The 12414-nt window shown below is 63.8% G+C and carries 11 protein-coding genes and 1 riboswitch; of the genes, 2 read left to right on the top strand and 9 right to left on the bottom strand.

Going from position 1 to position 12414, the window contains the following annotated elements; all coding sequences use genetic code 11:
* The 4 genes from GY769_06900 to GY769_06885 form a co-directional block, all read right to left on the bottom strand.
* Positions 1–828: hypothetical protein (locus GY769_06900; protein MCP4201647.1), on the bottom strand; the 828-nt coding region annotated here is incomplete at its 3' end.
* A gap of 248 nt (positions 829–1076) precedes the next feature.
* A complete protein-coding gene (locus GY769_06895; protein MCP4201646.1) occupies positions 1077–3527 on the bottom strand; it encodes a hypothetical protein in 2451 nt (816 codons plus the stop codon).
* A 73-nt stretch (positions 3528–3600) separates the two neighbouring features.
* A riboswitch (cyclic di-GMP riboswitch) is annotated at positions 3601–3710 on the bottom strand.
* A 98-nt stretch (positions 3711–3808) separates the two neighbouring features.
* Positions 3809–3970: a hypothetical protein gene (locus tag GY769_06890; GenBank protein MCP4201645.1), complete on the bottom strand. Its 162-nt coding sequence runs from the start codon at positions 3968–3970 to the stop codon at positions 3809–3811.
* Positions 3971–4634: 664 nt separating this feature from the next.
* On the bottom strand, positions 4635–4856 hold the full coding sequence (locus GY769_06885; GenBank protein ID MCP4201644.1) for a hypothetical protein: 222 nt from the start codon (positions 4854–4856) through the stop codon (positions 4635–4637).
* Positions 4857–5198: 342 nt separating this feature from the next.
* On the opposite strand from GY769_06885, the gene GY769_06880 reads away from it, so the two are divergent.
* Together GY769_06880 and GY769_06875 are read left to right on the top strand one after the other, a co-directional pair.
* Entirely contained in the window at positions 5199–6143 is a 945-nt protein-coding gene (locus tag GY769_06880; protein MCP4201643.1) for a pirin, read from the top strand.
* Between the two features lie 567 nt (positions 6144–6710).
* The gene (locus GY769_06875; GenBank protein MCP4201642.1) at positions 6711–7481 is read left to right on the top strand and encodes a pirin; all 771 of its coding nucleotides are present in this window, start codon (positions 6711–6713) and stop codon (positions 7479–7481) included.
* 162 nt (positions 7482–7643) lie between these two features.
* Here GY769_06875 and GY769_06870 read toward each other — a convergent pair whose 3' ends face one another.
* The 5 genes from GY769_06870 to GY769_06850 form a co-directional block, all read right to left on the bottom strand.
* A complete protein-coding gene (locus GY769_06870; GenBank protein ID MCP4201641.1) occupies positions 7644–8720 on the bottom strand; it encodes an NAD(P)H-binding protein in 1077 nt (358 codons plus the stop codon).
* A gap of 21 nt (positions 8721–8741) precedes the next feature.
* Complete coding sequence (locus GY769_06865; GenBank protein ID MCP4201640.1) at positions 8742–9155, bottom strand: RidA family protein; 414 nt, start codon at positions 9153–9155, stop codon at positions 8742–8744.
* Positions 9156–9237: 82 nt separating this feature from the next.
* Entirely contained in the window at positions 9238–10053 is an 816-nt protein-coding gene (locus GY769_06860) for a radical SAM protein (protein MCP4201639.1), read from the bottom strand.
* Between the two features lie 106 nt (positions 10054–10159).
* On the bottom strand, positions 10160–11989 hold the full coding sequence (locus tag GY769_06855) for a glycosyltransferase family 39 protein (GenBank protein MCP4201638.1): 1830 nt from the start codon (positions 11987–11989) through the stop codon (positions 10160–10162).
* Positions 11990–12081: 92 nt separating this feature from the next.
* The coding region (locus GY769_06850; protein ID MCP4201637.1) for a GNAT family N-acetyltransferase at positions 12082–12414 on the bottom strand (333 nt) is incomplete at its 5' end.

Raw genomic sequence — 12414 nt, 5'->3', positions numbered from 1 at the left:
GTAGAGCGTCCCCTGGCGCAGGATGATCGGCACGTCGCCGTCGAAGTCGAGATCGTCGAAGCCGCCGGCGAGGCTACCGGCGAAAGTCATGTCCGCGGTCGAGAAGACGATGCCGGAGTCGAGCGCCACCCGGGTCTCGTCGGGAAAGAGAAAAGCGCAAGTGCCGGTCGGGTAGTCACCGTGGTACGGGCTGTCCCGCTGCGGGCCGAGAAGACCTCCGGGCAGCAAATCGAACTCGACCAGATCGGACGGCGACACTCCGAGCGTGGGTGCCATGGCCTTGCCAAGCGAAGTCACGACGGCCATCCCCTGCATCGGGTACCCGTAGGTCTCGGTGCCGACCGGGCTTCCGGTCCACTTGTCGGCACTCACCACGCTCCCATAGGCCTGCAGGTAGACAAAGCCGCCGAAGGTAAAGACCTGTGAGACGTCGTAGACGGTGTTGCGCAGATGAAACTCGCCGGTACCGTCGAGCGCGAAGCGCGAAGTGCGGCGGCCGAAGCTGACGTAGAGGCCGTCGGTGTCGACTGAGAACGCGGTGGGAACATCGGGCAACGTCAGGTCGGCGAGCCAATCTCCGGTGGCCAGATCGAAGCGCTCTATCCGCGGCGGCGCGTCATAGAGGAAGTAGACGATCCCGCCGCTCTCGTGCTTGTGGAGCCACGGCGTCGCTGCGGGGGTGTAGGCCCGCGCTCCCTCGGCCTCCATCCAGGCCACGCCGCGGACTCGAGGCGGACCGGCCGCGAGACCCGAAGCTACGCCGAGACCCCAGGCGAGAATCAGCGCCATCAGCGCCATCAGCGGACGGCGCCCGACCGTCGCTTTCATCCGAATCGCCTCATATGGCCGGAATCCCTCTGTCCAAGGGCTCCTTCATTGTGCACCGAAGCGGCGGAGGCCTGCACCACCCTGGAGGGTAGCCAACCCCGTCGACGGACTGTCCAACAGGCTCATGCAGCGCAGGTGGCCGTGGACGTCCGATATGGGCGACTTCTCGGGCCTACGATGAGCACAACGACAAACCGGGCGGTGGGCCGGTCCGCGCCGACCCACCTCCTATTCGGCAGCCGAGAGCGCTACTTCCGCTCCACGTAGAACTTCATCACCGAACCGGCTTTTGGAATCTGCCGGATGCAGAAGTCGCTCGGCGTGCCGTCGATCCACTTGAGAGTGGCCTTCTTCTTGCTCGAGCTCTTGTCGAGCAGGTCGTAGCCGGTCTTGGCCTTGCTGCCGTCCCACAGCGACCAGTCGATCGGTGGGCCGTAGATCGGGCGGATCATCCGGATCGCGCGTCGAGCCCAGCCGCCGTACTTCGACCACATGGAGGAGTCGACGCCGGGCGGCGGCGGCAGCTTGTCGAAGACGCTCTTGTCCTCGATGATGTGCCACACGGCCAGGCCGGCGTAGGGCAGCTTGGCGTCGTAGCTCTTGCCCGGCCACCGGTTCTCGACGATGAAGTACTCCTTCTCGGACCGGTCGGGGTCGCAGAGAATGAGCACTTTGCCGGTCTTTTCGACCGCGGGCAGCTTGCGCCAACCGCTCTTGCCGACCATCTCGCTGTCGAGCCAGCCGTAGCGCAGCTTGTGGAACGGATCGAGGTGATACGGGTTGCCCGACTGATCCATGAGTGAGTAGGGCCCGGCGGCATACCCCTGGAAGCCTCCGAAGTACATGTCTCCAGCTCCCAGCAGGATGTGCGAGAGCTCGTGGAGCACGAGCCCGAGGTTCGGCGGCGAGCCGATGTATGCCTCGACCATGGTGTTGACCCGGACACCGTCGACGATCAGCGGCTCGATCTTCGGCACCTGCTTGCCGACCACGCCGCGCTGGGTGCCGAACGGGCTGTCCTGCGGAATCACGATCAGGATCGTCAGCTCGTCGGTCGACAGCATCTTGTCGTGGCTGCGGTCGTGGGTCGAGAAGTTGAAACCGTAGTGCTCGGCCTTGCGGATTGCTTCGGCCCACTTGTGGACATGGCCACTGATGAAGCCCTTGTCGTCCAGGTAGTAGGCCTTGCCCTTGGTTCCGAACTGGCCGTTCTTGTCGACCCAGTAGTGCTTGGTGCCCTTCCACTTGTCGGGGTGGTACTTGGCGCCGCGCCAGTAGAGCGAGGCCTCGTAGTCAGCGTCGAACCAGCCGAGCTTGCCGCTCTTGTCCCATCCGAGAATGCCGGCGTCCTCGATCGTGAACGCGCCGTTCGAGACCTCCAGAAAGTAGTCCCGGACGCTCGGCTTGGGGCCGTAAAGGAGCTTCTCGATCGCGTCGCGAGGCGGCGCCGGATGGGTCTTGCGGTGCGGATCCCACAGAATGGTCAGGACCTTCTGTCGCCCGAGCTTCGGCTTGAGGCCGAGGATCGGCTGACTCAAGTTCGGGAACTGCCTCGGCAGATGCGAGATCGTCAGCGTGCGGTCGCCGACGAAGGCCTTGCCGCCGGGATCGGTGTGCCACTGGATCTCGACGACATGGCTGCCCTTGTGGACGTCCTCCTTGGTGAAGGTGAACGCGTGCGTGCCGGTGAAGCCGCCGCGAGCAAACACCACGTCGCTGGGATCGGCCGGCTGACCGTCGACCAGGGCGCGCGCGAACATGCGCTTGCCGGCCGCTGTTTCGACCTCGGCGCTGAAGGTGATCTGAAGATCGCTGTGGCCGTCGCAGGAGAACTTGCTAAACATGTGCGGCACGGGCACGAAGCCGGTCGACGTCGTCTCCTTGTCGGGACCGCTGGGAGCGGCGGTTAGCTTCAAGCCGACGCGCTTGGCCTTGTCCTTGGAGGCGAACACCGCCAGCGTGCGGTCGCCGATGAGGGCGGTGCCGCCCGGGTCGGCGTGCCACTGAATCTGGACCGAATGCAGGCCGGCCGGCAGCTTCTCGCGAGTGAACGAGAAGGAGTTGGTGCCACCATAGCCGCCGCGGGCGAACACCACGTCAGTGGGGTTGGCCGGTTGGCCGTCGACCAGCGCGCGCACGAACATGCGGCTGTCGGCGCTGGTCTCGACCTCACCGCTGAGCCGGATGTCGAGATTGGCGGTGCCCTTGGTCTCGATCGTCTGATACATGTCCGGCACATAGGTCCAGCCGGTCGAGGTCGTGCTCTTGTCGGGTCCGCTCGGGGCCGCCTTGAGCGCCATTCTTGCGCGCGTGGACTTGTCGGTGGTGGCCAGCAGCGACAGGCTGCGATCCCCGATGAACGCCGCGGCGCCCGGGTCGGCGTGCCACTGGATCTCCACCTGATGCGTGCCCGGGGTGAGGTTTTCGGTTACGAACGTAAACGTGCGGGTCCCCGTGTACCCTCCGCGAGCGAAGACCACATCGCTGGGTCGGGCCGGCTTGCCGTCGACCAGCGCGCGCACGAACATCCTCGAGTTCTTGGACGTTTCGACCTCACCGCTAAAAGTGATCTCCAGGCGACTCTTGGCGCTGGTGCCGATGGTCGCCTGCATGCTGGGGACCGCTTCGAACGACGGCGAAGTCGTCTTCTTGTCCGGACCGCTGGGAGCGGTCCGAACAGCGATTTCCTCTCTGTTCACGGACTTCCTCCTTGCAGGTTGTTGTTTCCCATGACCCTCTCGCTGGTCGTGCCAGATGTCTCTGGCTCTGCCGTTCGGCAGCTCGGCGGTCTTGGGATCTTCGAGGCGGCGGAGGTCGCGGCGGAGAAGCGAGGACCCGTAGCTTTGCGCCCCCGGCTTTCGCCGGGTTGGCCGTTATCGCGGCAACCACCTCCCTATCAAGTCAGACAGGCCGTTGCTACACCCCAAGGGGTGGCTTCCGGGGCAACTGCTTTGGGTGGGGGCGGGAGGGTGCGGGCGTCTCAGGGCGGCAGGAAGGTCGAAGTGACCGAGGTCATCTGCCAGGCGCCGTCCTGCTTCTCGTAGGTTGCGGTGTAGGCGCTGGTAAAGCGGCGGCTGACCAATCTGCCCCGGGAGTCGGGCGCCCGACGGAGGACCCGCACCGTGCGGGTCACCCAGGCCATGGTCGCGTCGACCGACAGATGGATTAGCGACGGTTCACCGAATCGACCATCTCGATCCGCTAGACGCGAGTGCGCGAAGCCGCCGCGATCGTCTCTGAAGAGTGAAGACGGAATCGGTCGTGGCGAGCTTTGCGCTCCGCCTATGCGACCGAAACGTCCGAGAAGTCGCCCTTCTCGGACGCAACGAAGTGCCGACTCCAAGAGCTCTGGATACCGTGCCAACTACGTCCGACAGGGGCGACTTACCAGACGGAACACAACTGTGAAGGAAGAGGCCGCTTTCTCGGCGACCGTTAGCAAATTTTTTTCTTAGCGAGAGGGTCTCAAACAACTAGAGGGAACGCTCTGGCCAGCGGGGATCCCCCCGGGTGCCTTTCGGGATTAGGGCCCGTGAGTTCCCCTGGTCCGTCGTAAGCTCGCCCTCTACTCGCTCAACCCGCGCACTTGCCGGCGCAGCCCTTCCCGCTCCGAGCGCCCGCAGGGTGCGAGACCGCAGCCGGCGCAGCCGGGCGAGGGGAGCGATCCGGCGGACTTTGGACGCCCAAATGAAACTCATTGGGGGGGTACAAAGGTATTGCTTGCCCTGCTCAGAAATCGTCGAACCTGGCAGGTAAGAGTCTCATCTCCGCAAGCCACCACGGCCAGACTCTTCTCGAGAGCTTCACTAGCGCATCCCTCGACCAGTTCGCGGAATCGACGCCTTACGGTTCAGAACGATTCTCAAGAAGTCGTTGTGGAGTACCTCAACGACGAAGAAGATCGCCGAAAAGACGAGAAACGCAGCGAGGGTCGTTTCAATGCGCTTCAATCCGGCGAGTAGGACATAGCCGATGTAGATCATCTTGGCCGGGGAGAAGAGGGTCGCTGGTAGGTCGCCGAGATTCATCTAGCCTCCCTCCTGGAGTTCGCACTTCTGCTGTTCTTGGGTGCCGTTCCAGACTTGAAATGGTAACTCTGTGGTAACTCTTGTCGGCTATGATCTCTGCAGATCAATTCGGCTAACGTTGCAATGGTCTGAAATTAAAGGACTTAATATGGTGGGCCGTGAGGGAATCGAACCCCCGACCATCAGATTAAAAGCCGGGTTCGGGAGTCCCCGCTGGGACAAGACAGGACAGACAAGGCCAGCGTTTTCAAGGGCTTGCGCAGAAGGCAACTGCGCCACTCTGTCCCTGATTGCCTGCAGTTGGCCGCCAGTAGTGTAGCGAGAGTGTAGCGCGGGGTCGTCATGGAGAGGCTTTCAGAGGTATGGGGGCGGCCTCGGGCACGCATCAACTCACCCGGAAATACTACGGAAATAAGAAGCACCGCTAGCAGCTCGACCCACTCAAGCAGAAGCGCGCGACGCCTTGCCGCGCAAGCTCTTGCCATCGAGGCCAAAGAAGCCCGTGAAGCCGGCGCTCTGGGCTTCATGGCTCGCATGCTGGTTCAGGCGACTCTTCCCCACCGCAGGCTCGAGCGGATGTCTTTCGACAGACGGAACGGAAGACTCCGTTTGTCGATCTATGCCCATCCGGATGTCGGCCTGCCCTACGGACGCTATCCTCGGCTGCTTCTCATCTGGGTTTGCAGCGAAGCCGTGAAAACCAGAAGCCCTCTCTTGGAGCTAGGGCCCACACTCAGCAGCTTCATGTATCAGCTCGGCCTCATACCGTCGGGTGGGAACTGGGGAACCATCCATCGCTTGCGCGACCAGATGAGGCGCCTGTTCGCGTCGACAATCGCCTACACCTACGATGACTCCGCCGAGGGCCACTGGCGTGATCGTGGATTCCGAATCGCGGAGGATGTCAAGCTCTGGTGGAACGTCCGCGACCTTGGCCAGGTAGCTACCTGGCGTTCCACCGTTGAACTCAATCGAACGTTCTACGACTCCATTGTCGGCCATCCGGTCCCTATCGATCTACGCGCGATCCGAGTCCTTCGCTCTCCGATGGCGCTTGATATCTACTGCTGGCTGACGCACCGAAATAGTTACCTGCGCAGGAAAACCTTGGTGCCCTGGGATTCACTTCAACTTCAGTTCGGAGCGCGCTATTCGAGAACGCGAGCTTTTCGAGCCGCGTTCCTTCGGCACGCTTCCAAGGTTCTCGCTCTCTACCCCGACGCAAGGATCGAATCTCGGGAAGACGGGCTTCTTATGCGCCCCGCTCCTTCCCACGTTCGCCGTTGAGCGCAACTTCTCACGACCCATTCGCATGAGCGACGTCAGCCTGGTTCTCGGGTTGTGGAGAAGCACACTTTTCCGCGAATAAACAGTGGCGCTTCCAGCCCTTAGTCACGAATAAGCAGTGGCGAAGCTGCGAATAAAGGGTGGCGCCTCGGCGAATAAGTGGTGGCGCCTTCAGCACGCAAACGACTAATTCCATTGAGCTTCTCGACGCTCCTGTAGGTCCTCCCTGTACTTCCCTGTACCGAAGAACCAGTAGCAGATAGCTACGCCTGTGGAAAAACTGCTCTGACTCTGCGCGAGCCCCCGTTTGGCGTCCCCAACGAGAGAGATCTGGAACACCGTTTTCGCCCAACTAGAATCCTTTAACTCACTGAGGGACATAAGCTTAGCCGCGTAAGGGGTCTGGCCCTGACGCGTGCTGACAGCTGTCCGCATCGCCTCGGGGAGGTCCTAGAGCGAACCGTTTGGAACACCCATCTCAAACCCCGCACCAAGTCCTATAAGCTCGCCCAGGAAGCGCTCGAGATCGAAGCCGAGGAGGCCAGGGCGGCCGGCGCTCTCGGCTTCATGGCTCGGATCCTCGTTCAGGCCACGCTTCCTCATAGCCGGCCGGAGACCCACGAGTTCGAGCGGATCAACGGCCGCTTCACCCTCTACATGAACGCGCCGCCGTCGGTCGGACTCCCCTACGGCTCCTACCCGCGGCTCGCACTTGCCTGGCTTTCGACCGAGGCCGTTCGCACCCGCAGTCGCGAGATCGAGCTCGGCCCGACCTTCTCGAGCTTCATGTACAAGCTGGGGCTGACGCCGATCACTGGGAAGCGCGGCACGACATCGCGCTTGCGCGATCAACTACACCGCCTCTTCTCCACTACCATCCGATGCAGCTACTCCGACGGCGCTGAAGGTCACGCCGCCGGCGTCGGCTACACGATCGCGCACAAGCACCAGCTCTGGTGGTCGCCGCAGAATCCCGAGCAACGACCGCTCTGGAACTCGGCCGTCGTCCTGAGCACCGAGTTCTGCGACGAGCTCGTCGCCCACGCTGTGCCGATCGACCTTCGCGCTCTCAGGACCCTCCGCGGCTCGCCCCTAGCCCTCGACATCTACGCGTGGCTCACCTACCGGATGAGCTACCTCCGGAAGCCCTGCCTCATCCCGTGGGAGGCGCTACAGACTCAGTTCGGTGCTGACTATCGGCGGCTGCGGGACTTCAAGAGGAAGTTCCTCCGGCACTTGAGCGACGTCCTCCACATCTATCCGGCGGCCCGGCTCTTCGAGAGGCCCGCCGGCCTTGTCCTACGGAGATCGCCGACCCACCTCCCCCGCAAGGGGTAGTCTTCACCAACCGCAGATGAGCTGATGCCGAGAGCGCTGATGTCGTCATCCGACAAGGCCTTCTAACTCTTGACGTGGATGAGACCGCAGAGTGCTGCGCGCTTCCCCCACGGTGGTGGCGCCGCCGCATACGCCGTCGTCATCGGGAACCAGGACCGGCCGCTACTCTGCCCGGTAGTTCAAGTCCGCCGCGCGGAGCTGCGCCACAAAGTCGTCGATGGCCACCGCCTGATGACAGAAGAAGGCGCCCTTCTTGGAGACCAGGCCGCGCGCCACCTGGCGGCAGAGGATCACAGGCGCGATCGCGGTGGCGTACTCCTCGCTGCAGTGCATCGAAACAGTCCACTGACGTCGCTCGCCGCTCTTCTCGCCAACCACGACCAGCTCGAGGCTGATGTCGTTCGTCGTGTCGGGGCCCCGACCGGCGCGTCGAAGTCGGCGTAGGAATCTCTCGGCGCGCTTCTGGGTCTTGGTGCGGCCGAGCTTGATGCCGAGCAAGAACAGAAGGCCTTGGAAGGTCTTCTCCAGGCCCGACCAGAAGGCGAACCGCTTCGCGCCGATGGCGCGCGGCAGGTCCATCAGGTCGGGAGTGATCATGGCAGCCCCGAAGTAGACGGTCTTGTCGAAGGGCGGCCCGACATGCCGCTTCGCGCCGCTCGGCGAGGGTATTCGCCATTCGCCCTCGCGCCATTGCAGCGGCTTGGTCTTCATCATGGCACCCACGCCGCGGAGCGACAGCGGCGACAGTCCCCCGAGCTTCGATCCCATGGTGAAGTAGACATCCACCGACTCGACCCGGTCGAAGTGATTCTGCGCCTCCAAAGCAAGCACCCCGGGGATGCCCGGGTTCACGCCGAGCGTAGTGACCAGTATCGCGCCATGGGCTCTGGCCGGCTTGTCGAGCGCCAGGATCTGCTCGATATGCGCCACCGGGACCGCAGCCATGTCCATGTAGACGATGCCGCGCTCGACCGCAGCCCTGGGCAGAGTCATGCCCGGCTCCGCAGTGTCCACGAAGCAGTTGACCACGATCTCCACGCCGTCGAGCGCCGATGCGACCGCTGTCGGATCGCGCACGTCTAACACCCGCGAGGTCGCGCCGAGCTCCGCGGCGAGTTCATCCGCCCGATCCCCATTGCGCCCACCAACCACGAGGTCGATGTTGCTTTCCTCGGACAGAAGGCGACACAGCGCGCTGCCCACCGCGCCATAGCCTCCCACGATCAGGGCTGTGGTCATCTGGTCGCCTGCCTCGCCTCCTCAGGCGGCAGCTTCCATCTCGATCTCGATCAGAAGCCCCAGTACAGCCAGCTGACCGACGCCGAGAATCGTCTGCGGTGGCCGGATCCCAGCTGGTGCGATCCACTCAGCGTAGACGTCGTAGTTGGCCAGGTACGTCTCCACGTCGGTGGTGAAGAAGCGCAAGCCGACGATATTCGACCGCGTCATTCCGGCGCCGTCCAGAAGAGTGTCGAGATGACCGAGCGCGTCCTCGATCTGCGCCCGCATGTCGCCGGGATGCGTCACCGCAAAGCCCATCTCGGCCTCGGGGTCGTCGTGGAGTGAAACCTGCCCTGAACAGCGCAGCGATCGGGTCGTCGCTTCGACGACCTCGCCCTGGTCCATGAGAATAGCCAAGCCCCAGTCGGTCGGATTGATGGAGGTTCGTTTCATCCTAGATCTCCTTGGTTGATATGAGCCTTGAGGGTCTTCCGTGGGGAAGCCGGTTCAACTCGAACGCGGGCCACCCAGTGACTCAGACGTGAATCCTCAGGTCCGTTGCGCTTGCGCTCCGCACCTCTTCCAGCTCCGCCCGGACTCCTGACCAGTATGGATGATCCGAATCGAGAACTACCTCTTCGACAAGCTCTTTCTGATCCGGGAAGTGTGTCTCCAGAATGGTTTGGACGTTTCGCCAACTGAGCTCGGATCGGTTCTGAACGCTGAGACCGTAAACCCAGATCACATCCGCACACTCCAGTAGAGCGTCAAGCAGCTCTCTTACGTTCGTGATGTAGGGGATCACCGGACAGATCAGCGCCCCGGTGGCTATTCCTGCGTTCCTGATTTCGCGCAGAGCCTCGATCCTCTGGTGGGTCTCCAGAGTATTGACTTCGAACAGCTCCCTGATCTGATCGTCGTCGAATGCCACCGAGACACTGACCTGGGGGCTTTCCATCTCTCGAAGGAGATCGATGTCCCGTAGGACCAGATTGGACTTCGTGAGGATACTTGCGGAAAAGCCCTTTCCGTGAAGCAGCCGTAGCACGTTCCTCGTCTGGTGCAGTTCAGCCTCACAGGGTTGGTAGGGATCGGTGTGGTAGCCCATGTAGATCGTCTGAGTGGGCAGCCCGTCGAGCTCCCGATCCAGCTGGCCGTCGATGTCCGCATAGACGAGGATCTCTTCGGTCCAGTCCGTCTCGGCTTGATTCAGGACGTAGCAGTAGCGGCAGTAGTGCCCGCATCCGATGTACGGATCGATCTGGTAGTCGAAACCCTCCAGGCCACATGGCACCAAAAGGGGTCTATCGGAGGCAACGGAGGTTCTTGGGGGCTTAAAGAGCTCTAGCATCACGATCTCTCCTGTTCAGCCGTAGTTCAACCGGGACTGGCCGTCTTGACGGGAGGAAGACGGGACCTGCTTTTGCTAGCTGAGAGCGGCCGGCCCGCCCCAGTGACTACAGCATGCCCGCCCAGATGTCCGAGGTGTCCGCCAGCTCGAGCGATGCGCCCGGCGCCAGCGACGCCAGGTCCAGCGGCTCGAACTCGCGGCCGTTCCAGTAGAGGAAGAGCAGCGACGGGTCATCGAGCGGTCGCTTCAGATCGAACCGCACCGCCAGCACGTCGCTGCCGTCCGGCGTCAGCTCCACGAGCGTCGCCTGGAACAGGTCGGTGTCGTAGACCCGCCCCGCCGCCAGCGGCCGGGTGCGAAAGATCCGCGCGAACATGTTCGACAGCCAGCCGGCGCGATCGCTGTGAACGACGAACGCGTCCCCGGGCAGCCGTTCGACACTGAGCACTCCGTTGCACGAGGAGAGCAGCCGCAGGTCGATGTGTTCGCCCTGGTGGTACTCCAGCACGCCGCTCGCGTAGAGCGTCATGAACGCGCCGGCCGTGTTCAGGACCAGGACATGATCGGGCCGCCGCTCCCCGATGTGTGGCAGCGCCGTCAGCGCCTGGCGCTCCGGCGCCACCAGGCTGGGCAGCATGACGTACGGGTAGTAGGCCGACAGGGCGGCGCCCGGCACGACCACGGCCACGAGCGCGAGCCAGCCGCCGGCGCGGGCCAGCTTGCCCGGCCACGGTCCGGGCAGCGCGCGGCGAGCCAGCGGCCCGATCTGCACGATCATGCAGCCCAGCAGGACCGCCGCCCCGACGTACGGCACGTAGAGCAGCCGCTCGCTGGCGTCGGCGCCGAGCTGCGGCAGGAGCGCCAGCAGGTAGGCGGCCATTCCCCACAGCGCCAGAGCCCGGTGGCGAAGCGGCCAGAGCAGGAGCAGCCAGACTGGGAACACGATCAGGCCCCCGAGCGCCAGCGGCGCCAGTGCCTCCGGCATGAACATCACCAGCGACGGGAAGACCGGCGTCACCGTGGCCAGCCACATGACCGGCAGGTGGACGACGAGGTGGCCCAGATAGGCGCCCGGCCGCGAGAGGGGATCGATGTAAGCGAGGTTGTTCATCTCGCCCAGGCTCAGCGTCTTGTACAGCGTCAGATAGACGACGAAGACCATGACCGCCGGCGCCCAGGAGAGCGGGTCCTTGAGCGCGGCCACGGCGCGGGCCCACAGCACCGACGGGCGCAGCGACGGCAGCGTGTCGTCCGTGCCCCGCGGGAAGGCGAGCGTAGCCAGCACCACCAGCACCGGCGCTACGACCGCCGACTCCTTGAACCCGAGCGACAGCAGGAGAGCCATGAGCGTGACCACCAGCGCCGCCGGCCGTCGCCGCTGCAACCAGGCGACGTGCGCGTTGAGCGCCAGCAGGACGAACGCCAGGCACAGGATGTCGGCGACCGTTGCGATCCAGCCGACCGTGAGGCTGTGGTCCTCGCAGGAGAGGTAGATCACCCCGACCAGGATCGCCAGCAGGCTGCGGCCGGTCAGCCGGCGGACGAACAGGTAGAGGCCGCCGGCCACCAACCCCTGCAGCACGATCGACAGCAGGTGCAGCGGCAACGCCGTCTCGCCGAAAACCCGGATCGACCCCTCGAACACCAGACTGGTCAGCGGCCGGCAAAAGGCCCCGGCGATATCCGGGTCGGCCCACCACATCGACATGAAGCCGGGAATGTCGAATGTCGACCACAGGCCGCACCAGCGCGAGAAGCGCAGCGGGTCCTCGCGCAGCAGGTTGATCAGCAGCAGGTCGTCGGCGTGGAAGCCGCCGGTCAGGTAGTACGAGTTGTAGGCCAGCGACAGGAGCAGCAGACCGACCAGCACGACCCAGGGTCGCGGCCCGGCCCCGGCGTTCCGGGTCTCACCCAGCGGCTCGGATCCTCCTTGCATGGCTAGCTCGAATGACTGGAACACTGTTGGGGCGGCGACGAGTGGGCAGTTGCTCCTGTACGTAGATAGCTCATCCTTGGTGCCTCGCGGGCTCACAGAGGTTTTGTCATCCGCACGAACCGCAGTCCCGGTAAGGCTAGGCGTTTGGGCCACCGCGAAATGACGACCATCCCGCGACGATCGTAGATTCGCCGGGCCCTCTCGTTCCCAGCGGAAACATCTAGAGTGAGCCGGACCGATCCGCTGGCGGCAGCCCGGTCCTCGATCCAATCCATCAGCGCGGTTCCCACACCCTCGCCACGGAGCTCCTCGTCGACCGCGATGGCCTGAAGGTAGAACTCGCCTCCGCCGACTGTGCCAATGCGGCGCAACAACGGTCCGCACAGAGCCAACACGACCCTCACCCGTGGACTGAAACCCGCCGC

This window comes from bacterium, from assembly GCA_024224155.1.
Lineage (GTDB): Bacteria > Acidobacteriota > Thermoanaerobaculia > Multivoradales > JAHEKO01 > CALZIK01.
This window is presented reverse-complemented; position numbering and strand designations above follow the sequence as displayed.

Excerpts from the sequence above, each read along its gene's own strand:
- GY769_06875 (MCP4201642.1), top strand. The coding sequence starts at position 6,711 with ATGGCTCGGATCCTCGTTCAGGCCACGCTTCCTCATAGCCGGCCGGAG.
- GY769_06880 (MCP4201643.1), top strand. The coding sequence starts at position 5,199 with ATGGAGAGGCTTTCAGAGGTATGGGGGCGGCCTCGGGCACGCATCAAC.
- GY769_06890 (MCP4201645.1), bottom strand. The coding sequence starts at position 3,970 with ATGGCCTGGGTGACCCGCACGGTGCGGGTCCTCCGTCGGGCGCCCGAC.
- GY769_06870 (MCP4201641.1), bottom strand. The coding sequence starts at position 8,720 with ATGACCACAGCCCTGATCGTGGGAGGCTATGGCGCGGTGGGCAGCGCG.
- GY769_06885 (MCP4201644.1), bottom strand. The coding sequence starts at position 4,856 with ATGAATCTCGGCGACCTACCAGCGACCCTCTTCTCCCCGGCCAAGATG.
- GY769_06865 (MCP4201640.1), bottom strand. The coding sequence starts at position 9,155 with ATGAAACGAACCTCCATCAATCCGACCGACTGGGGCTTGGCTATTCTC.
- GY769_06855 (MCP4201638.1), bottom strand. The coding sequence starts at position 11,989 with ATGCAAGGAGGATCCGAGCCGCTGGGTGAGACCCGGAACGCCGGGGCC.
- GY769_06860 (MCP4201639.1), bottom strand. The coding sequence starts at position 10,053 with ATGCTAGAGCTCTTTAAGCCCCCAAGAACCTCCGTTGCCTCCGATAGA.